Raw genomic sequence first — 22,639 nt, forward strand, 5'->3', positions numbered from 1 at the left:
TTTATGATGCGTAATTTGAAATATATAAAAACAGCCGCCGCATCCCTTGCGGCATTCGCACTTGCAGGCGCGGCTCCGGCTTTCGCGGCCGTCGACAGCGAAACAGCCTATGTCCTTAACACATTTTCCTTCCTTGTAAACGGCGCCCTCGTCATGTGGATGGCTGCGGGTTTTGCCATGCTGGAAAGCGGACTTGTCCGCTCCAAGAATACAGCTACTATATGTCTTAAAAATATCGCCCTATACTCGGTCGCGGGCCTGACATTCTACCTGGTCGGCTACAATCTTATGTATATGGATGTGACCGGCTTTATCGGCAGCTTCAGCCCGTTCTGGGGTCCTGACGATGCGGAAGCGTTGGCTGGAACATTCGCAGATGGCGGATACTCTGCATCATCAGACTGGTTCTTCCAGATGGTCTTCGTGGCAACGGCAGCGTCTATTGTGTCGGGGACGCTGGCCGAGCGGATCAAACTCTGGTCGTTTCTGGCGTTTGTTGTCCTGCTGACAGCGATTATTTACCCAATTCAGGGATCCTGGGTATGGGGCGGCGGCTGGCTCGCAGAACTGGGCTTCTCCGACTATGCCGGCTCCACCTTGGTGCATTCTGTTGGGGGTTGGGCTGCCCTGACCGGCGCAATCATTCTCGGCGCCCGAAAAGGCAAATATACGGCGGATGGAAAAGTAAACCCGATTCCAGGCGCAAACTTGCCTTTGGCAACCCTTGGTACCTTTATTCTGTGGCTCGGTTGGTTCGGATTTAACGGTGGTTCTGTCCTTGCCCTCGGATCGGCAGCAAGTGCTATCGAAATGGCAAATGTCTTCGCCAACACCAATATGGCCGCGGCTGGTGGCGTTCTTGCGGCAATGATCGTAACCCAGATCATCTACAAGAAGGTTGATCTGACATTAGCCCTTAACGGTGCAATCGGTGGTCTCGTTTCCATTACCGCAGAGCCCGCCGACCCAACAATCGGAATGGCTATCATCATCGGTGCAATCGGCGGTGCAATCGTGGTCTTCGCTGTACCTCTGCTCGACAAGCTCAAGATCGATGACGTCGTCGGCGCGATCCCTGCCCATCTCTTCTGTGGTATCTGGGGTACGCTTGCGGTCGCCATCTCCGATCCGGACGCGACATTCGTTACACAGCTCACCGGCATCGTTGCGATCGGCGCTTTCGTCCTTGTCCTCAGCAGCATTTTCTGGCTGATCCTGAAGTACACGATGGGCATCCGAGCCAGCGAAGAGGATGAAGTCGGTGGACTCGACAAGGCAGAACTCGGCCTTGAAGCCTATCCTGAATTCGGCCAGGGATCACAGTCCTTCTAATAACACTATGGGGCGGCGCTGCCGCCCCACGGTTAAGCAATTGCCCAATTTTTGGCCTTCGTTTTGGCTAGAAATTGGGCAATTTTCGTTGGTTAAGCCCTAGAATACACGATAACGGGCTAAAAATGGACATAAACGACTTGGCACACTCCTTGATACACAATCCCTAATCCGCGCCCCAACGCGGCCACAAGAAGATGAGGGAGCTAAGTTAAATGTCTGAGGGAATTACGGGCACGGACGTCCTGTTCGTGCTGCTAGGTGCCATTCTTGTTTTTACCATGCACGCCGGTTTCGCCTTTCTTGAAGTCGGCACGGTCCGCCGGAAAAATCAGGTCAACGCGCTGGTCAAAATCATTGCCGACTTCGGCATTTCAACAATCAGCTATTTCTTTGTCGGCTATGCCGTCGCCTATGGTGTCGATTTCCTGGTGAGTGCTGCTGTCCTCTCAGGCGAGGCAGACGCGGAAGGATATGCCTTTTCGAGTAATGGGTACGATCTGGTCAAATTCTTCTTCCTGCTGACTTTTGCTGCCGCCATTCCCGCTATCATTTCCGGCGGCATCGCTGAACGCGCAAAGTTCTGGCCCCAGCTAATAGCGACCGCAATTCTGACCGCCCTTGTCTACCCTTTCTTTGAGGGTCTGATCTGGAACGGCAATTTGGGCCTACAGACCTATATCGAAGAAATATTCGGAGTCGGTTTTCATGACTTTGCCGGCTCAATCGTCGTTCATGCTGTTGGCGGATGGATCGCCCTTGGCGCCATCCTCCATCTCGGAGCGCGGGAGGGTCGCTATACAAAAGACGGTCGCGTAAACGGTATTCCGCCCTCAAACATTCCGTTTCTTGCCCTCGGTTCCTGGATACTTTGCATCGGCTGGTTCGGCTTTAACGTCATGAGTGCACAAACAATCGGCGGAATTTCCGGCCTCGTCGCCATGAATTCACTGATGGCCATGGTCGGCGGCATCATTGCCGCGCTTTTTGTCGGAAAGAACGATCCCGGTTTTGTGCATAACGGCGCGCTTGCCGGCCTTGTCGCGGTATGCGCCGGTTCGGATATCATGCATCCCATCGGGGCCTTGCTAACTGGTGGTGTCGCCGGCGCCCTCTTCGTTGTCGCCTTCACCTACTGTCAGAACATACTGAAAATCGATGACGTCCTCGGCGTCTGGCCGTTACATGGGCTTTGTGGATTATGGGGCGGTATCGCGGCAGGTATATTCGGGCTTGAATCCCTGGGCGGCCTCGGCGGTGTCAGCTTTATGGCCCAGTTGACTGTCAGCCTTCTTGGGTGTGTTTATGCGTTGATCGCCGGATTCCTCGTCTACGGCCTGCTAAAAATGGTTAGTGGCATCCGCCTTTCGGAAGAGGATGAGTTTATCGGGGCGGATCTCAGCATCCATAAAATCGGGGCGTACCCGGAACAGGATCTGCGCTAACGCAACTCATGACGCCTGAAAGGCGTGGTATAAAAGCAAGACGTGTCGAATTATAACGCCTTTCGGTGTGATGCCGCTTGTGTCCCAAGTTTGATTTAACTAAATTCAGAGCCCGTTTATTCCCTTCGACATCGGTACTCTGGGTATATGATTAACTCCGAACTGTCCCATTTGCGTGGCTCCCCATTTGATGCGCTTCGATCGCTACTAGATCCGCTGACCCCGGCCCAAAATTTTGATCCCGCCATCCTGACGATTGGCGAGCCACAACACACACCTCCTCAGCTGATGATTGATGCACTGCGAGCCAATGAGCATCTTTATGGGAAGTATCCGCCGGTGGGCGGAACAGCCGAACTAAGAGGCGCAATTGCCGGTTGGCTCACCCGCCGCTACGGGCTGCCAGATGGAATGATAGCAGCCGACCAGCATATCGCCCCGGTAAACGGCACAAAAGAAGCGCTTTATATGATCGCATCCGTGATTACGGAACGGGCGGGCCACAATCAGCCAAAACCGGTCATTCTGCTGCCGACCCCCTATTATCATGTCTATCATGCCGCCGCCGTCATGGCCGGGGCGGAGCCTGTATTTCTACCCGCTGGCCCGGAAACCCATTTCTTTCCGGACCTCGACGCGTTATCGCCGGAAGTTCTCGACCGCGCGTCCGCATTTTACTTGTGCAACCCTTCCAACCCGCAGGGAACAGTGGCAAGCGCTGACTATCTCAGGGCGGCCCTTACTCTGGCCCGCAAGCATGGCTTCATGCTGGTCGTCGATGAATGTTATTCTGAAATATACGATCGAACTCCGCCTACCGGTATCCTGGAGATTTGCGCGGAACAAGGTGGTTCTCTTGATCATGTCATCGCGTTTCATTCTCTCTCAAAACGTTCCAGTGCAGCAGGCCTGAGATCGGGTTTTTGCGTCGGTGAGACAGAACTCATTCAAACCTTCCTCAATTTAAGGAATTTTGCCGGCGCCGCGTCGCCCCTGCCTGTGTGCGCGGCGGCAACAGCGCTTTGGAATGACGACACTCATGTGGAGGAGAATCGCGCTCTTTATCGCGAAAAATTCGATATGGCAGAAGAGATTTTCGGATCGCGGTTCGGGTTTTACCGCCCGGAAGGAGGGTTTTTTCTCTGGCTCGATGTCGGGGACGGCGTCGAGGCCGCAAAACAGCTCTGGACAAAGGCTGCGATCCGCGTCCTTCCCGGCAGGTTTTTGAGTGTAGCAGGCCCCGATGGAGTCAATCCCGGCGATCCGTATATCCGAATTGCCCTGGTCTCACCGCCAGAGAACAGTAAAGAGGCTTTAACTAGACTCGCCAATAGCTTATAGAATACCCGTATGATGTTTAAATCAAAAGGCTCAAAATCGATTTCCCTTTTGCCGAGTGGAAGCGTAGATTTTCTTCACCGGCGGCTAGTTGAACTGGGCGGGCTGGCGCTGTTGTTGCTGGCATTAATCTGTGTTCTGTCCCTCGTTTCCTATTCGCCGGATGATCCGAATTTTAATCATGCCACCGCGAGTCCTCCGAGCAATTTTCTGGGGCTGGGCGGCGCGCATCTCTCGGACCTGCTCCTACAGACAATAGGTTTCGGATCCATTGCCTTGATCCTTGGACTGGTTGCCTGGTCGTGGCGGGTAATGTCACATCGGGGATTGCGTTGGGGCTGGGTGCATCTTGCGATGCTTCCCTTTGGGGTCTCCTTTACCTCGGCAACATTGGCGGCATTGCCTGTTGCGGACTCCTGGCCACTGAATGCCGGCTATGGCGGCATTGTCGGCAAGGTGATATTCAACTCGATTATCGTCGGAGGACAGCAGATTGGCCTGGATATTCCAGCAGTAATACTTGGCCCTGTATTGGCGGTCATCGCGCTTGCTCTGCTACTTGTGTCCTTTGGCGTTTCTGCGCAGGAATGGCGGGTTGTTGGGCTGTCGTTTAAGGCCGTTGTGCAAACGCTGTTGCTCGCCCCGGGATATTTACGTGACTTCCGTTTCCGTCGTAACTCCGACGAAGAGGAGGACGACGACCCTGTTGATGTGGAAAAGCCCGTCAAGAAGAAGAAAAAGTTGCGGATCAAAAAGGAGAAGGCCCCGGTCATCCGCAAGGCTGTCGAGCCACAAATTGAACAGCGTAAGGCCGGAGCCGCCGTTGGCAAACGAGTTGCGGCGGAAAAACAGCCTGCGCTTGATCTGGGACCGGCTGGTGAATACCAACTACCACCGCTTGACCTTCTCTCGCTTCCCGATACTAAACTTGTATCCAAACCGGTCAGCGAGGAGGCCCTGTCCAAGAATGCGCGCCTGCTTGAATCTGTGCTCGACGACTATGGTATCAAGGGAGACATCAGCCGCGTCCGCCCTGGACCGGTTGTCACCCTCTATGAGCTGGAACCCGCGCCAGGCCTGAAGAGCTCCCGCGTGATAGGTCTTGCTGATGATATCGCCCGGTCGATGAGCGCAATATCAACCCGTATCGCCGTTATTCCCGGCCGTAACGCCATCGGGATTGAGCTCCCAAATCAGCGGCGGGAAACCGTGTTCCTGCGCGAACTCCTCTCTGCCGCCGCTTATGAGAGCACGAATTCAAAACTCACCCTTGCGCTCGGTAAGGATATCGGCGGCGATCTGGTCGTTGCTGACCTCGCGCGGATGCCGCATTTGCTGATCGCCGGTACAACGGGATCCGGTAAATCCGTCGCGGTTAATACCATGATCCTGTCGCTACTCTATCGGCTCTCACCGGATGAATGTCGCTTCATCATGATCGATCCGAAAATGCTGGAGCTCTCCGTTTATGACGGCATCCCCCATTTGCTGGCTCCTGTGGTTACTGAGCCCGGCAAAGCCGTTGTTGCGCTTAAGTGGGCGGTCAAGGAGATGGAAAATCGTTACCGCAAAATGGCCGAGCTCGGTGTGCGTAACGTCGATGGCTACAACCAGCGTATTCGGGAAGCACAGAAAAAAGGCGAGGTCCTAAAACGTACCGTCCAGACTGGCTTTGACGCCGCCACCGGCGAACCCGTTTTCGAAGAGCGCGACCTCGATACGGAGCCGTTGCCGATGATCGTAATTATCGTCGATGAGATGGCGGACCTGATGATGGTCGCGGGCAAGGATATCGAGGTGGCGGTACAACGCCTCGCCCAGATGGCCCGTGCCGCGGGGCTGCATGTGATTATGGCAACCCAGCGTCCGTCTGTTGATGTCATTACCGGTACCATCAAGGCCAACTTTCCGACCCGCATCAGCTTCCAGGTGACATCCAAAATCGACAGCCGAACTGTGCTTGGCGAACAGGGAGCGGAACAGCTTCTTGGGCAGGGCGACATGCTCTATATGCCGGGCGCTGGCCGCGTGCAACGTGTTCATGGCCCGTTTGTATCGGATGAAGAAGTCGAGCAGGTCGTCAACTTCCTGAAAGCACAAGGCGAGCCGGACTACAAACAGGAAGTCACCGAGGAAGATCAGGGCGATTTCGACGGCATTGGCAGCGGCGGTGCCGGTGGTAGTTCCGGTGATGAGCTGTATGACCGCGCTGTCGAGCTGGTCTGCCGGGAACGCAAGGCATCCACCAGCTTCGTGCAACGGCACCTGCAAATCGGATATAACCGCGCCGCCCGCATTATTGACCAGATGGAAAAAGAGGGCGTGATCGGAGCGGCAAATCATGTCGGCAAGCGGGAAGTACTGGCTCGTGACATTGATGACCGGGAACGGTAAATAGGCATCAATTTTTTGCATTTGCAGGCGGCTTTCCCATATCAGGGGGAGCGATCCTCGCTGACAAGATCAAAGCTGAAGTGAGACAACATGCGATTTATACGAAATACGGCCCAAATCTTTTTTGCGATATTGTTCGTAATGTCCGCGGCATCCCCTGCCGTTGCTGTAGTTGATGCAGAAGATCGGGCGCAAATCGCGCGTGTGGAAGCCTATCTCGATACCATAAAAACCATGCAGGCGGATTTCCTGCAAATTGACTCGGCAGGCGGCATTGCCGAAGGGGCGGTTTATATGCGAAAGCCCGGCCGGATGCGATTTGAATACAAGCCGCCGGCACAAATTCTTGTCGTTGCGGATGGCCTCTGGCTCGTATTTCACGACAAGGAGTTGAAAGAGACAACTCGCCTTCCGCTTTCCGCTACGCCGGTGAATATCCTGCTGAAGGAAAATGTCCAATTGAGCGGTGATGTCACGGTTACCAAGGTTCAGCATGATGCCAATACCCTGCGCCTGACCATTGTTGACACGGATAATCCCGATGAAGGAAATATTGTCCTGATTTTCAGCGACAACCCGCTGCAATTACGTCAGTGGCTGGTGACCGATGCCCAGGGTCAGGTCACGAGTATTAGCCTCGGTAAGGTCGAAAAGAATATCAAGCTCAATGCGGAACTATTCACCTTCTTCGATAGCGATTACGAATAAGCATGAAGCAACACTTAAATTCGTGTTACATATTCCGCCATGATCATGAATCGAGAGACCAATATGGATTATGACGACGATTTCGATGAAGACCTGCCCGATATCGAAGACTATCCAACCCTGATTTCCGTTGTTCGCTTTAACAAACTCATCCCCTCTATCCCGTGGTTTGCGGATGTAGGGGAGCCTTTACCACGAGAATCCCGGACAACCGCACGTGACTATATGGACACGCTCGGGTTTCCAGACGCCTTCGTTGCAGAGGTGGAGACCTGGGAAGATGCCGCCTACGCCGCCAGCAATCCAGAATTCAACAGTGAATGGTGGGAGGCTGAGGAACAGCTTCGAATGGGGTTAACCACGATGGCGCTCGAGCTTATGAGTGAGGAGGACCTGAACCTTGCCCTCACCCAGGTCTCTGCGACCGCGTCAGAGATCATCTCCAAGGCAGTGGAAGAGATGGCGGATGACGCCAGAATTGAAGATCAGGAACTAATCCGTGCGGCCATTGGCTCCGCCGTTCAAAGTTGCCATCAGGCCGCGCTAGTGCTTGCCGCTGGGGAGGAAGATACCCATCCCTTCGCGCTGAAGTACAAGCTGTTCGAACAGGGGCATTGGCCGATTGCCATTACAGGCAGCAGTTTTAATATTTTCTAAGTAGACCCGGAAAAACAATAATGAATGATTTGCGCCTTGCCACCTGGAACGTCAACTCTGTCCGTGCCCGTCTTGCCCATGTAGAACAATTTGTTGCACAACACCAACCCGACATTCTCTGCCTTCAGGAAACCAAGGTGACGGACAACGAATTTCCGCTCAAGGCATTTGCAAAAATGGGGTTTGTGCATCATGCCATTGCTGGCCAGAAGAGCTACAATGGCGTGGCTATATTCTCGAAACTGCCTTTTGTCCCGTCGGAATCCAAGGAATGGTGCGGCAAGGATGACAAACGCCATCTGGCCGTCACGCTGGAGAACGGGGTGGAGGTGCATAATTTCTACGTGCCCGCGGGCGGCGATGTTCCCGATGTGACGCTGAACGAAAAATTTGCGCATAAGCTGGACTTCATGACGGAGATGTCGAACTGGTTCACAGAGCGCCGGACAGAGGACAATAAGCTCATTCTCGTCGGAGATCTTAACGTCGCTCCGTTGGAAACTGACGTGTGGAACCATAAACAGCTTTTGAAGGTCGTCAGCCATACCCCGATAGAAGTTGAGCATATGGCACGAATTTATGATTCCCATGACTGGATCGACGCAATGCGTCACTTTGTGCCGGAACCGGAGCCGCTTTATTCCTGGTGGAGCTATCGCGCCCGTGACTGGCGCGCGTCCAACCGGGGTCGCCGGCTTGATCATGTTTGGGTAACACCTGCTCTCAAATCTCATCTGAAGAGAATGGAAATCACCCTGGATGCCCGTGATTGGGAGAAACCCTCAGATCATGCACCCGTCATTGTCGATTTTACTAATTTACGGTAGACATCTTACCAGCATAATTTAGTCATCCCGCTTTCTCAATATTGACTGTGTAATTGCCCCGTGGCGCATTCAGACTGTAAGCGCAAGTAAAGACCTGTTGACGGGTTTTACACTGGTCGGAATCCATTTCCTGTCGCCAAATCCACCCGACGGTTAGGACTTGCTCAAGGCGAAGGCTTGCGGCAAAGTCGGAGAATAATAATAAAAATGGGAGGGAAAAATGGCAATGGAGTCATCAAATGGCGGCCGCTTGGAAGGGAAAATCGCTCTGATTACAGGGGCAGCGTCTGGAATTGGCAAAGCAACGGCGGAACGGTTCGCCCGCGAAGGCGCAAAAGTTGCACTCACCGACATTGATGCCGAAAAGGGCAAAAAGTTAGTGGATGAGCTAACGAAGGCGGGACATGAGGCCTTTTATCAGAACCTTGACGTGATAGACCAGGACGATTGGCTGACCGTCGTAGACACCGTTACAACCCGGTGGGGAAAGCTGGATATTCTTGTCAATTCTGCTGGAATTGGGCGTGCCAAGGGCCTGCTTGATATGAGCTATGATTTTTGGCGCCAGACAATATCCATCAATCTGGACGGCACCTTCCTCGGCACGCAAGCTGCAGTTGGCAGCATGAAGGACACAGGCGGTGGCGCTATCGTCAATATTTCATCCGTACTTGGATTCGTAGGGATGTCCAACATTTCCGCCTATGCCGCCAGCAAGGGAGGCGTGCGGCTCTTTACGAAGGCGGCGGCCATCGAATGCGCGGAAAAAGGCTACAATGTGCGTGTCAATTCTGTGCACCCGGGATATATCGAAACGCCAATGGTCATGCGGCGGTTCGATAAAATCGCCGATGCGGAACGTGAAGCGGAGGAAACGAGATTGAAAAAATCGCATCCGCTTGGCCGCCTCGGCAAACCCGAAGAAATCGCATCGATGATCCTTTATTTAGCTTCCGATGAAGCGGCATTCGTGACTGGTGCGGAATTTGTAGCGGATGGCGGTTATTTAGCTCAATAGCGCCAGTCAGACTTGCCGATAGATGTGATAGCGCCCCTCGGCCACGCCGTCCGGAAGCGGGCAGGATTGCCAGATTTTGACGTCAAACGGTTGATCACTGACAATGATCGCACCGTAGGATAGCAGCTTCGGAAGGCTTCTTCCCAGCGCATGGGCGAGCGAAACACTCGCCGCCTTGTCACCGGAGCCGATATCGCAATGGGCTAGAACCGCTTTTTCCGTCATCCTTTCAAGCGCAGTAGGAACGGTTTCGAGAAAATCGCCGACGATCATATGCTCAGGATCCGGAATACAGTCAGGATGCGCTTTCACATGACGGTCAAACACATAGATGTCCCGTGTCGGCATCAAGCTGCGCAGATGATCGAAAGTGCGGCCATTTCCAAGGCCAAGCTCCAACATACTACCCGGGATATTCTCAATTAGGCTCACCGCGTGATTGAGGCAATCGCGCTGCGCACTGACGCGCCGAATAAAACTATCAAGCCTGCTCATTATTGTTCCTTTTGCTTAGCGTCCATTCTGTCCGAACTTCCGCATCTGTTTCCTGACCTACCAGTTTATCGAATGTCTCGCTATAAACCTCTGGAATGGCCAGACGACCCAATGCCCACACCGCGGCAACACGCACTATTGGTGATTCATCCGTTAAAAGCGAGGTAACAGCGTCCAGAAACTCAGGTCGCCCGCTGTTACCGATTGCAATCAGGACATTGCGCACGAAGCGGTTTCGCCCGAGCCTTTTGACCGGCGATCCCGAAAAAAGCGTGCGAAATGCCGTATCGTCCAGCTTTACAAGATCGGCCAGCAAAGGGGCGATCAGTTCAGGGCGTGGATGAAGTTTTAACTCGCTTGCCCTCTTCGCATATTTGTTCCAGGGGCACACCGCCAGACAATCATCACATCCGTAAATCCGGTTGCCGATTAGCGGTCTCATCTCTCGCTCAATATGCGCTTTCGTCTCAATCGTGAGATAGGAGATACAGCGCCTTGCGTCGAGTTGATACGGCGCGGGAAATGCGTTGGTCGGGCAGATATCGAGACAGGCCGTACAAGAACCGCAACTGCCCTCCACCGCCACATCGGGGGCTATTTCGTGGGTCGTGAATATGCACCCTAGGAACAGCCATGAGCCAAATTCCCGACTTAACAGGTTGGTGTGCTTGCCCTGCCATCCGAGGCCCGCTTTCGCGGCGAGCGGCTTCTCCATCACCGGTGCGGTATCTACAAAGACCTTTACGTCACCGCCGTAATCCCGGACAATCCCTCGGGCAAGCCGCTTGAGTTTTTTCTTCACGACATCATGATAATCCCGGCCCTGCGCATAAACCGAAATGACACCTCGATCGCTCTCTTCTAAATAGGCAAGAGGATCGATTTCAGGGCCATAATTGAGCCCAAGCATGATGACTGATTTTGCGTCCGGCCAAAGCGCCTGGGGATGCTGGCGGCGTGCCGCTTTCTCGACAATCCAGTCCATATCGCCGTACCGCCCGGCCGCGATAAAGTCTTCAAGATATTTTCCGGGCTGCGCGCCAAACTCCGCTGGCGCAAAACCGACCGTGTCAAATCCTTCAGCCAGCGCAGCCGCGCGCAATTCAGCCCTGTTGACAGAGCCTTGGGAGGGATTAGAAGTCGAGGTCGGCATAATGGGGAGGTGCTGGCATGCCCGGCAGATTGTCTGCCAGGATAGCGCGAAAACTCGGCCGTGACTTCGCCCTTGCGTACCATATCTTGGCCGCGGGATGCTGCTCCCACGGAACATCGCCAAGATAGTCCACACTGGAAAGCTGGGCAGCAGCGGCTATATCGGCCAGGCTGAAGTCATCCCCTGCCAGCCAGGACCGCCGTTCCACCAGATAGGTAATATATTCAAGATGGTAGTGAATATTGTGATGGCCGGCGCGGATCGCTGCCGTATTCGGCGTCCCCGATTTTGTCAGCCGTTTCATGATCTTTTCTTCAACGAGATTATCTGTCACCTCGATAAAGAACTTCCGGTCGAACCAACCCACCAGTCGTCTTGTCTCCGCACGGGCAATTTTGTCTTCGGGGAGAAGCCGGATGTCTTCGTAGGTTTCTTCCAGATACTCACAAATCGCCTGGCTATCAGCCAAGGTGATCTCATTCTCATCGACAAGGACGGGGACTTCGCCAGCGGGGTTACGGGCAAGGAAGCCGTGTCTTCTCTCCCACGGTTTTTCGATTTTAAGGTCGAATTGAAGCCCTTTTTCAGCTAGGGCGAGGCGCACCTTGCGGCAGGCCGGAGTTATCCAAAAATGATAAAGTGTACGCATGGGGGGACATTACCCCATGCGGAAGGAATGTAGAATAGGGTGATTGGAGGATTTTACGAAAAATATCGCAACAGCAGGGTGCACCAATCAATTAACCGGGTAAATCCTGAGGCTATCACTTCGCTTCAACAGCCGCGCGCATTCGCAACGAATTCGTTCAAACATTTCCGCAACGCGGATTTTCCCACGCTGATCAAGACGGGCTACCTGTCTGAGGGCCATTTCCGGCGCATCTTCTCCATAGATCAGAATAAATCGTCGTGCCACCCATTTGACGTCTTCTGTGCTGATAATCGGGTCCGCGTGTTTCAGGGAGAAGTTGCCGGGATCACCCGCATCAATGGTTGTCATATTTTCCATACTCGGTTCGCCTGTCAGAATGTTTACAGTTGTTTCCGTTTTTAAGTAAGCAAGCACCGTGCCAAGGAAATACGGCTGTGACCGTCAGCTATGACCAAGAATATTCAGATAAAAAGGAATTTCTGCCTGATATTGGGAAAATTCTACCCATTAAAAAAGCCGGGACGATCTGATCCCGGCTTTTTTAATGTGGCAATGCCGCCCTCAGGCTCTCTGCTGGGCAACCTCATCAGATAGCGGATGCTCAAGTTTGTTCATCATTTCCTTGGGGCAGATCTGGTAAAAGCGATCCCGCTCCCATCCCCAATCGGCGAGCAGTGCCTGAGCGAACTTGGAATGCGTGTTTTCCGCATGATCCGCAATCATCTCCTTCAGCACGCCCTCCCAATAGCTGGATGCGAGCCGCTGATAAACAACAGACTCCTCGTTAATGTGAACTGGTAACAGGTCGTCAACATCATAGACGAAGGCCATGCCCCCGGTCATACCGGCGCCGAAGTTATCTCCAACAGCGCCAAGAATAACCACCGTACCGCCGGTCATATATTCGCAGCCATTGGTTCCGCACCCTTCAACCACGGTGACCGCCCCGGAATTTCGGACTGCGAACCGCTCGCCGGCCTGACCAGCGGCATAAAGTGCGCCGGAAGTCGCGCCATAGAGAACCGTATTACCGATAATGGCATTTTCGTTCCATTTCAGAGGGCTTGAGGTAACCGGGCGAACGACGATCGTTCCGCCAGAAAGCCCCTTGCCGCAGTAATCGTTGGCGTCTCCCAGTACTTCCAGTTTCAAGCCCTGAACCGCGAATGCCCCAAGAGACTGCCCCGCAGAACCGCGTAGCCGAACAGTGATATGGCCGGGTTCAAGGCCGGTCATGCCGAAAGTCCGTACAATACGCGAGGAGAGCTTGGTTCCGATGGCCCGGTGCGTATTGCGGATGCTGTAGGCAAGCTGCTTTTTCTCTCCACCTTTTGTGAAAACGCTTGCGGCATCCATAATCATCTGCGCATCCAATGTTTCAGGAACGGGAACCGGCCCCTCATTGATACAATATCTGGGGTTGTTCCCGGCATCCGCCTCCGCGAGCAATGGATTCAGATCGAGGTCATCCAGATGCGCCGAACCACGGCTGACCTGGGAGAGCAGGCTGCTACGCCCAACGATTTCTTGCAAGGAGCGATAACCGAGCTGCGCCAGAATCTCACGCACCTCTTCGGCGAGGAAACTGAAGAGATTAACGACCTTATCCGCATTTCCCTCATACTTTTTACGCAATTCCTCATCCTGCGTACAGATACCGACTGGGCAGGTATTGGAATGACATTGCCGCACGAGAATACAGCCAAGCGCAACCAGTGCGCCTGTCCCAAGGCCATACTCTTCGCCCCCCATCATGGCGCTGATAACGATATCACGGCCGGTCTTCATCCCACCATCGACCCGGAGCAACACCCCATGGCGGAGCTTGTTCAAAGTCAGTACCTGGTTGACTTCCGGCAGGCCCATTTCCCAGGGAACGCCCGCATATTTAAGCGATGTCTGCGGGCTTGCGCCGGTTCCGCCCGAGTTACCGGAAATCATAATGACATCCGCTTTTGCCTTGGCAACACCCGCCGCAACCGTTCCGATGCCCGCTTCTGCAACCAGCTTGACGCAGACACGCGCCTCCGGGTTGATCTGCTTCAGGTCGTAAATGAGCTGCGCCAGATCTTCAATGGAATAGATATCATGATGCGGCGGCGGCGAAATCAGGGTCACGCCCGGTGTTGAATTACGTAGTTTCGCAATCATCTCCGACACCTTGAAACCGGGAAGCTGTCCGCCTTCACCGGGCTTGGCGCCTTGTGCGATTTTAATCTCAATCTCTTCACAATTACTGAGATATTCTGCTGTCACACCGAACCGTCCGGAGGCAATCTGCTTGATCGCGGAGTTGGCGTTGTCCCCGTTGGGACGTGGCTTGAACCGGCTCACGTCTTCTCCGCCTTCACCGCTATCGGACTTGCCGCCAATCCGGTTCATGGCGATGGCAAGCGTCTCATGCGCCTCCTTGCTGAGCGCACCAAGGCTCATCGCTCCGGTAACAAACCGCTTGCGAATTTCCGTAATGCTCTCAACTTCATCAATTGGGATCGGTTTGCGGGGTGACTTGAAGTCCAGCAAATCGCGCAGATTTACCGGCGCCATCTTCCGCATTCCCTCGCTATATTTTTTGTAAAGCGAATAGCTATCCTTTTCGACTGCCGACTGCAGCAGATGGACCAACTCTCCATCGAAAGAATGCACCTCACCGGATGCCCTGTAGCGATACAGTCCTCCAACAGGCAGGCTGATCACATCCTCTCGATAGGCTTTTTCATGCTGTTCGAGAATTTTGTGCTGAATTCCGGGAAGGCCAATTCCGGAAATCCGTGACGGCATGCCCGGGAAAAATTCTGCCACGAGCGCGCGCGACAGGCCAACAGCCTCGAAGTTGTAGCCCCCACGGTAGGAGCTGATTACAGAAATGCCCATTTTGGACATGACTTTCAGCAGGCCCTGATCGACAGCCTCTTTCGCCCGTGCAAGACAACTCCGGATATCATGGCCCGGGAAAAGACCCCGTTCATGACGATCCAGAATCGCTTCCTGCAACAAATAGGCGTTGACCGTCGTCGCTCCGACACCAATGAGAACGGCAAAATACTGGACATCCAGACATTCACCTGATCGAATATTTATGGAGGTAAAGGTCCGCAGCCCCTCGTTCACAAGATGCGTGTGAACCCCTGCCGCCGCCAAAATAGATGGAATGGGCGCACGGTCGGCGCTTGAATTCATATCACTGAGGATCAGATGGGCGCAACCACCCCGGACGGCGTTTTCAGCCTCAGCCCGGATATGCCGCAAGGCTTTGGATAGGGCTTCCGGACCATCCGTGACATCGAACGTGCAATCGATCTCCTGCGCAGCATCACCCATATATTTCTGCATGGCGTCAAACTCGCCATTTGTCAGTACAGGTGATTCCAGGGACAGGATTTCCGCCTGGCTCTTGTCCTCATCCAGAATATTATTCAGGTTGCCCAGCCGGGTTTTCAAGGTCATGACGCGGCGTTCGCGCAAACTGTCAATGGGAGGATTTGTCACCTGGCTGAACCGCTGCCGGAAATAATGATGCAGGCCACGATACTGCTTCGACAGAACGGCAAGCGGTGTATCATCGCCCATCGAGCCAACAGCCTCTTTTCCGTCCTCGACCATTGGCTGGACAATTAGTTCCAGGTCTTCCAACGACCAGCCGGAACACAGTTGCCGTTTACGCAGCTCTTGACGGTCGAAACGACGTGTTTCTTCGGACCCTTCAATCTTGCTACCAAGATCGACCGTGTTCTCAATCCACTTTTCAAAGGGCTGGGCATTGGCCATCTTGTCCTTCAGTTCGCGATTGAAATAGAAACGGCCCTTCTTCAGGTCAACACCAATCATCTCGCCCGGCCCAACACGGCCCTTGCGCGTAATCTTGGATTCATTGACAGGCACCATTCCCGTCTCCGATCCCACCAGCAGCAAGTTGTCACCGGTGATCGTGTAGCGAAGTGGCCGTAGTCCATTGCGGTCCATCCCGGCGATGACCCAGCGCCCATCCGTTGCGCAAATAGCGGCTGGCCCGTCCCAAGGCTCCATCACCGAGTTGCAATAGGCATACAGGGCCTTATGCTTTGCCGGCATATTTTCCTTGTTGCCCCAACTCTCCGGGATCAGGAGCGTTTTTGCCATCGGCGCACTGCGCCCGGCGCGAACCAGCACCTCAAACACCGCATCTAGGGCCGCACTGTCAGAACTTCCTGCCTGGACAATTGGCTTTACGTCATCTGACTTGTCCCCAAAGGTATTGGAAACCATCCGAATTTCATGGCTTTTCATCCAGTTGATGTTGCCACGAATTGTGTTGATCTCGCCATTGTGGGCCAGCATCCGGAAGGGCTGAGCCAGATTCCATGTCGGGAATGTATTGGTTGAGTAGCGTTGATGATAAATCGCGAATGTCGATACAAACCTGTCATCTAGAAGATCAGGATAAAAGCTCGACAGCTGCTCGGCCAGGAACATTCCCTTGTAGATGATCGAGCGGCAGGACAGGGTACAGATGTAGAATCCGCTGATATGGGCCGCCAGTACTTTCTTCTCAATCCGGCGACGAATGATATAGAGATCGCGCTCGAACTCGTCATCATCGACGCCTCTTGTATTGGCAATCATGATCTGCTCGATCTCGGGGCGGGTCGCATTGGCTTTTTCACCAATAATGCTCGCGTCCACCGGCACCTGCCGCCAACCATAAATGTAATAGCCAAAGGCGAGAATTTCGCTTTCAACAATTGTTCGGCAGGTCTCCTGAGCCTCGAAATTCGTTTTCGGCAGGAACACCATCCCGACGGCCAGTTTGCCATCGATGGGTTCATGCCCCGTACGCATGATATGTTCTTTGAAGAAGTCCTGCGGAATCTGCACATGAATTCCGCAACCGTCACCCGTCTTCCCGTCAGCATCCACGGCGCCGCGGTGCCAGACTGCCTTCAGGGCATCGATTCCGGCCTCAACAACAGCGCGCGACGGCTTGCCGTCGATCGCGGCAACAAGGCCAACGCCGCAGTTATCTTTTTCCTCAGCCGGGTCATACATCCCGTTGGCCTGAAGATGAGCCGCATTCTCGGTCCAGGATTTGACAAATTCTTCGCCCATGGAGAGATCGCCTTGCTGATTTTCAATATGCTTTTTCATTTTTCCATCCCACTCCATTACGAAGCCAGCACTGTTTGTTCACTCATCTGCTTTTCGGTCAAGAACTGGTGGACAGACTGTGCGGCATCACGCCCGTCACGAATGGCCCAGACCACCAGAGACGCGCCCCGGACAATGTCGCCAATGGCGAACACCCCTTCAAGGTTGGTCATCGATGTCTTGAAATTGACCGATACAGTGCCCCAGTTGGATACTTCCAGGCCCGGTTCATCAAAAAGCTGGGGAATATCTTCTGAATCGAAACCGAGCGCCTTAATCGCCAGATCGCAAGGAATATCATGCTCCGACCCGTCAATTTCGACCGGCACCTGACGGCCGGTGGAATCCGCAATTCCCAAATGCATGTTGATTGCCTTGACGCCATTTACCTTGTCATCGCCAAGAAACGCTTTCGGCGCGGAAAGCCAGACAAACTCGACGCCTTCCTCTTCTGCATTTAATACTTCACGGAGCGATCCGGGCATATTTTTACGATCGCGGCGATAGAGACATTTTACAGACTTCGCCCCCTGTCGTACCGCCGTGCGGACACAGTCCATGGCCGTATCGCCGCCGCCGATGACGACGACATTCTTTCCTGACGCATTCAGGGTCCCGTCCTCAAATGCCGGGACTTCATCGCCAAGACCTTTCCGATTGGACGCTGTTAAATATTCAAGCGCCGGCACAATACCCCCGAGGCCGCTCCCCGGCACCGAAATGTCCCGAGATTTATAGACGCCGGTCGCAATAATGACAGCGTCGTGCTTCTCCCGGAGTTCGGCAAGCGTCGCGTCGCGACCAACTTCAAAATTCAGGTGGTAGGTAACACCGCCATCCGCCAGAAGCTTGGCACGCTTTTCCACGACATCTTTTTCCAGCTTAAAGCTCGGAATTCCGTAAATCAGCAACCCGCCAACACGGTCGTAGCGGTCATAGACATGGACCTGATAGCCTCTCTTACGCAGTTCATCCGCGGCCGCAAGACCGCCCGGACCCGCCCCGATGATTCCGATGGATTGTTCGCGTTCCACGCTTGGACTATTCGGCTTGACCCAGCCCTTCTCCCATGCGGTGTCCGTAATGTATTTTTCGACAGCGCCAATCGTTACAGATTCGAAACCCTTTTCAATGACACATGAACCTTCGCAAAGGCGGTCCTGCGGGCAGATGCGACCACAAATCTCCGGAAAGTTATTTGTCGACTGGCTGACTTCATAAGCCTCTTCCAGTCGGCCTGCCGCCGTCATCATGAGCCAGTCAGGAATATTATTCTGGACCGGGCAATGAACCTGACAATAGGGGATACCGCACTGTGAACACCGGCTTGCCTGTTCCGTAGCCCGATCACTATCAAACTCATCATAAATCTCACCGAAATCCTGGCGACGCTTTTCCGCAGAGCGCTTTGCCGGCATTTTCTTTTCCAATGAAACGAATTTCAGCATTTTTTCAGTCATCAGGCTTTCCCGTTCCGGACCTCAGTCTTGAGGCGCGGGCAAATAACAACAGCATTGTTCACGTTACAAATCCAACCGCGAGTAGGGAGACCGATCTTTTGAGGCCTTCGCACCGAAGGCTTAAATCACCACAAACACGCAAATTCTGATTTTGAATAACTCAATTGTCAGAGAATGGCCAGCAAAAAATGACATATAAGTCATCTATACTGACCTATATTTTGTCGATTTTTGCGGTTTTTTGCTGCCCCGGCCCGGAAATTTCCGTTGGGGTAAAAAATTTAGTTCCGTTTCGGACCTTTGCGTAGCGGGTTAAAGTGGTGCACCACCTCGGCGGTAGCGGCGCAGGTATTCTGGTACCACCGCATCGACTGTAGCCGGCTGAATTCCAAGATCCTGAAGATTCGGAAATTCCCCGCTCGCCACATTGTCATGCTTTAAAAGTTTGACTTGGTCCGGTGTCAATTGGGGCCGCCCCGGCGCCAATACCATAACGCAAGCCATGATGGACATTGCGCCAGAGGGTACGGGCATCAACACACACTTGCGCCCTGTAAAGGTGAGAACTTTTTCCAAGAGTTCCTTGAAGCTGTATACATCCGGCCCTGTCAGTTCCCAGGTTTTTCCCTGCTGCGCGGGTGTTTCAATAATCCGGACAATCGCGTCTGCCAGATCCTCCACCCAGATTGGCTGCATCTTCATCTTGCCGCCATCGGCCAGCGGAAAGACCGGTGCCAGGGACAAAATGCTGGCAAACCGGTTGAAGAAATCATCGTCGAGACCAAACACGACGGACGGGCGGAGAATTGTCGCCCCCGGAAACTCTTTAGCCGCCAGCTCTTCGCCGACGGCCTTACTGCGGGCATAGGCCGATTCATGATTCTTTTCCGCACCGAGGGCGGACATATGAATGAGCTGTTTCGCGCCGGCCGATTTTGCCGCCGCAGCGATCCGTTCCGCCGCGTCCACATGCAGGCGACCGAAGTTCTGCGCGCCTTTCTCATAGAGAATGCCAACGAGATTGATGACTATTTCGGCGCCCGCAACGGCCCGCTCCACGGATTGCTGATCCCGGACATTCGTCTTGACGCCGGCAATCTGGCCAACAACGCCCTGCGTCATTAATTGAGCTGCGCTTTCAGGATCGCGGACCGCGAGGCGAATTTGGTACCCTTTCGACGCCAGACGGCCGACCAGGTGCCGACCTATGAAACCGGAACCTCCAAAAATGGTAATCAAATGACCCGACATTCCTTAATTCCTCTGCTCACGGGCGACCTTAATATCGTGCCCAATGTATCTCTGTTGATGCCAATATCTACCCGCTTAGATCGGCAACGCCAAGAGCAAACGGTAAAATTCTTCAATTCTTTTGACGAAGTTTGTTGACATATGGCCAAGCGCTTTATATCAGAGGCGTCGATAAGTTGCCCAGGTGGCGGAATTGGTAGACGCGCTAGCTTCAGGTGCTAGTTTCTGTATGGAAGTGGAAGTTCGAGTCTTCTCCTGGGCACCATCCCCCTTTTACTAACTAGAAATTCGGCAGGATTTTCCTGTTAATCCATTACGCGTGGGTTCCGACCAGGTCGGAATAGCCGATTTTCCGCACCACGGCGCCATTTAGTTGGCCTTGCTTCTCCATTCCGGCGCACAATTATGCCAATGCGCCCACCCCATTCCAATTGCCCTATGCCTGTATAAATGGTTACAACTTACCTGACTATCAGTATTAAAGATAGAAAAACTAAATAATCACATCCTCTATTTCCAATCGTTTATTAGTCGATACGCCAAATAACTAGAGGTTATTAATGTATTTGGCTCAATATTAGAAAGGAAATACATAAATGTCGGAGAAAAAACTAGACGTAAGTGATTCGAGTGAAAGTGCAGAAAGCGGCCTAATGATTGCGACCGTCCGCTCGACCAGCAAGCCATGGTGCGCCACCTATCCCGGGCCAGCCGACCGGAATTTCAACTACAGGAAACTGCTCGACAATTCAGAAAATGGAATAGGTAACGCCAGCAAGTCCCCCATTAAAGTCGCGATTATCGGCGCCGGACCTGCCGGGTTGACTGCTGCCCATGAACTGGCGCGGAGCGGGCTCAAGAATATTCATTTATATGAGGCAAGCAACCGGTATGGCGGGCGGTTCTGGACCAAAACGCTTGATCCTGATAATGGCGAAGAGCAGTACTCCGCGATGGATGCGGGGGCAATGAGAATGCCGCCGTTTATTGACGAGCGGGCAAAAAGAGAAAACCCAAATCCAGAGCAAAGACGCGCTGAAATCCGTGGCGGCTGCTCTATTTTGTCATACTACTTGAACAAGTTTCAAATCTCGACTGGCGAATTTCCCAATCCCGGATCAAAAATTGCGAAAACCGGAATTTACTATAACGAGGGATCGCTTGAACCAGATATCAAGACTGATAACGACGAAGAGGAAGAAAGGTTTCAGGAAGACCATAGGGAAACTAACCAACGCGGGAAGGGGACGATGCTTATCTGGCATGGGGATCAGAATGACCCTCCAAACGAGAAGTTGCGAAACGTTAAAAAGAAGTGGGACGACTGGGGGAATAAAGTAAAAAAATATGTCCGCAAAGCCTACCCAACGCCAGGTTGGCCTGATTTCTGGAAAAAAATTGTCACTAACTACTACGATAAAACATTCCGGGATGTTGTTCTTTTGCCGGTGATTGACGACGACGAAGAACATCAAAAAGGCAATTTCGGTGGTCTTGGAATGACGGAAGAAGAGGCCCGGATATTTTACGTAATCGGCGCTGGTGATGGCGGTTGGGGGTCCTTCTTTAATCTCAGTTTCTTATATGTTTACAGGACATTTATTCACGGATTTGGAACAGACCTGCAAGTGATCGAAGGACTGTTTGACGAGAATGGAAACCGCCTGCGAGGACCAGGGCAGAATAACCATACGTTCGATAGCCTTGGAGGACAAATTGCGACACCAAAATATCTTGGAACATCAACTATTACAGATTGCCTCCTCTTCGGGGAAATAGGCGGTCAAAGTAATACACCCGCGCTTTATGGAAACCACGTCAAAGGGATGATCTCAAAAGAGCCGAAAGCTGACGGGTTGCGCCTGTTCTTTGATAGCCCGGTCTCCAAGATCGAGAAATTGGAAAACGGAAAGGTTAAGCTGCATGTAAAATATGGCGTCGACAAATCTTTTAACTTCGATTTTGCATCCCAAGAATATGATGCCGTCATTGTTACTGTCCCGACCCACCAGTTCGGAACAGAAATCGAAGTAAGTGGTTTCAACCCTAAAGACGAATGGCCGTATGATTTGCAGGCCTATCTGGCCCAGGCGCATTGGGAACCCTGTGTGAAGGTCTTTGTTGAACTGATAACACCCTATTGGGAGGATCCCGAATGTCCGATCCCGCAAATTATAGAGAGTGAAACCTTTATCCGCGACACATACGGGGTCAGAATAAATAAGGGCACCAAAGGTAAACAAACGGGCATCCTGCTACTGAGTTACACCTGGTGGCGCGACGCGACAAAGCTCGTTGGTTACGAAGATCAGGAACTGATCAACCTCGCAGTCAAAGAAGCGGACCGGATGCTGAAGAACTGCAAGAATATGGGTTCATACGATATTTCCCGTTATGTCAAATTTACCAAGGACCAGTTTGGCAATATCAATTACAAAGGCTGGGTCCACCATTGGGAATTGCAAAAGAACTATAAAGGCGCGGCACGGCTTTACGATCAGCGGACCTGGAAAAATACCCAGGTACCGATGATGTATAACCAGCTATACAGCAAGAAATCAAAGCTTTACTTCGCCGGCGAAGGATATCACGTCGATGCCGGCTGGGTCGAACCGGCATTCCGAACAGCGATAGACTCTGTTTTGCGCATTTTCCTCCATAACGGAATCAATATTCTTACAGAGGATTTCAATTTCGAGAGGGATTACCCTGAATACGATCCGAACTTTGATCCCGCGACCCATAAAGTTGAATAAAGAATTTTAACAGCCGAATCCCCGGACGT

Annotated in this window: 16 protein-coding genes and 1 tRNA gene; 10 read left to right on the forward strand and 7 right to left on the reverse strand. The window is 53.0% G+C overall.

All coding sequences use genetic code 11. The features are described from left to right. The first annotated feature begins 6 nt into the window (after nucleotides 1-6). The 8 genes from J0X12_RS02715 (at nucleotide 7) to J0X12_RS02750 (ending at nucleotide 9,719) form a co-directional block, all read left to right on the forward strand. Nucleotides 7-1,332 (forward strand): ammonium transporter, encoded by a 1,326-nt coding sequence (locus tag J0X12_RS02715; RefSeq protein WP_207041895.1) that lies wholly within the window; start codon nucleotides 7-9, stop codon nucleotides 1,330-1,332. Between the two features lie 215 nt (nucleotides 1,333-1,547). After that, nucleotides 1,548-2,777: an ammonium transporter gene (locus tag J0X12_RS02720; protein WP_207041897.1), complete on the forward strand. Its 1,230-nt coding sequence runs from the start codon at nucleotides 1,548-1,550 to the stop codon at nucleotides 2,775-2,777. 147 nt (nucleotides 2,778-2,924) lie between these two features. Then, nucleotides 2,925-4,118 (forward strand): aminotransferase class I/II-fold pyridoxal phosphate-dependent enzyme, encoded by a 1,194-nt coding sequence (locus tag J0X12_RS02725; protein WP_207041905.1) that lies wholly within the window; start codon nucleotides 2,925-2,927, stop codon nucleotides 4,116-4,118. A gap of 12 nt (nucleotides 4,119-4,130) precedes the next feature. Next, nucleotides 4,131-6,509, forward strand: coding sequence for a DNA translocase FtsK (locus J0X12_RS02730; RefSeq protein ID WP_420497038.1), 2,379 nt, complete (start codon nucleotides 4,131-4,133; stop codon nucleotides 6,507-6,509). Nucleotides 6,510-6,650: 141 nt separating this feature from the next. Then, nucleotides 6,651-7,217 (forward strand): LolA family protein, encoded by a 567-nt coding sequence (locus tag J0X12_RS02735; protein WP_207041917.1) that lies wholly within the window; start codon nucleotides 6,651-6,653, stop codon nucleotides 7,215-7,217. Nucleotides 7,218-7,280: 63 nt separating this feature from the next. Next, entirely contained in the window at nucleotides 7,281-7,874 is a 594-nt protein-coding gene (locus J0X12_RS02740; protein WP_207041919.1) for a hypothetical protein, read from the forward strand. 29 nt (nucleotides 7,875-7,903) lie between these two features. Further along, nucleotides 7,904-8,701, forward strand: coding sequence for an exodeoxyribonuclease III (gene xth / locus J0X12_RS02745; protein ID WP_353890932.1), 798 nt, complete (start codon nucleotides 7,904-7,906; stop codon nucleotides 8,699-8,701). Nucleotides 8,702-8,921: 220 nt separating this feature from the next. After that, on the forward strand, nucleotides 8,922-9,719 hold the full coding sequence (locus J0X12_RS02750; RefSeq protein WP_207041923.1) for an SDR family NAD(P)-dependent oxidoreductase: 798 nt from the start codon (nucleotides 8,922-8,924) through the stop codon (nucleotides 9,717-9,719). Nucleotides 9,720-9,725: 6 nt separating this feature from the next. On the opposite strand, the gene J0X12_RS02755 is transcribed toward J0X12_RS02750, so the two are convergent. From J0X12_RS02755 to J0X12_RS02785, 7 genes are all read right to left on the reverse strand, one after another. Then, nucleotides 9,726-10,214 carry a class I SAM-dependent methyltransferase gene (locus J0X12_RS02755; protein ID WP_207041925.1) on the reverse strand — a complete coding sequence of 163 codons (489 nt, stop codon included), beginning with the start codon at nucleotides 10,212-10,214 and terminating at the stop codon, nucleotides 9,726-9,728. Next, entirely contained in the window at nucleotides 10,201-11,367 is a 1,167-nt protein-coding gene (queG, locus tag J0X12_RS02760; protein WP_207041927.1) for a tRNA epoxyqueuosine(34) reductase QueG, read from the reverse strand. Before queG ends, J0X12_RS02755 begins: the two co-directional genes overlap by 14 nt. Then, nucleotides 11,348-12,016: an FtsZ-binding protein FzlA gene (gene fzlA, locus J0X12_RS02765; protein ID WP_207041929.1), complete on the reverse strand. Its 669-nt coding sequence runs from the start codon at nucleotides 12,014-12,016 to the stop codon at nucleotides 11,348-11,350. Before fzlA ends, queG begins: the two co-directional genes overlap by 20 nt. Nucleotides 12,017-12,103: 87 nt before the next feature. Beyond that, a complete protein-coding gene (locus tag J0X12_RS02770; protein ID WP_207041931.1) occupies nucleotides 12,104-12,376 on the reverse strand; it encodes a hypothetical protein in 273 nt (90 codons plus the stop codon). 204 nt (nucleotides 12,377-12,580) lie between these two features. Beyond that, a complete protein-coding gene (gene gltB / locus J0X12_RS02775) occupies nucleotides 12,581-17,143 on the reverse strand; it encodes a glutamate synthase large subunit (RefSeq protein WP_207041933.1) in 4,563 nt (1,520 codons plus the stop codon). A gap of 17 nt (nucleotides 17,144-17,160) precedes the next feature. Further along, complete coding sequence (locus tag J0X12_RS02780; protein ID WP_237687933.1) at nucleotides 17,161-18,603, reverse strand: NAD(P)-dependent oxidoreductase; 1,443 nt, start codon at nucleotides 18,601-18,603, stop codon at nucleotides 17,161-17,163. Between the two features lie 312 nt (nucleotides 18,604-18,915). Beyond that, the gene (locus J0X12_RS02785) at nucleotides 18,916-19,854 is read right to left on the reverse strand and encodes a complex I NDUFA9 subunit family protein (RefSeq protein WP_207041935.1); all 939 of its coding nucleotides are present in this window, start codon (nucleotides 19,852-19,854) and stop codon (nucleotides 18,916-18,918) included. Nucleotides 19,855-20,032: 178 nt separating this feature from the next. Between J0X12_RS02785 and J0X12_RS02790 the strand changes: the two genes are divergently transcribed. Both J0X12_RS02790 and J0X12_RS02795 read left to right on the forward strand, forming a co-directional pair. Beyond that, a tRNA-Leu gene (locus tag J0X12_RS02790) sits at nucleotides 20,033-20,119 on the forward strand. A 331-nt stretch (nucleotides 20,120-20,450) separates the two neighbouring features. Beyond that, complete coding sequence (locus tag J0X12_RS02795) at nucleotides 20,451-22,610, forward strand: FAD-dependent oxidoreductase (RefSeq protein WP_207041945.1); 2,160 nt, start codon at nucleotides 20,451-20,453, stop codon at nucleotides 22,608-22,610. Nucleotides 22,611-22,639: the final 29 nt, after the last annotated feature.

The sequence above is a fragment of the Sneathiella sedimenti genome (assembly GCF_017313765.1).
In the GTDB taxonomy this organism is placed as follows: domain Bacteria; phylum Pseudomonadota; class Alphaproteobacteria; order Sneathiellales; family Sneathiellaceae; genus Sneathiella; species Sneathiella sedimenti.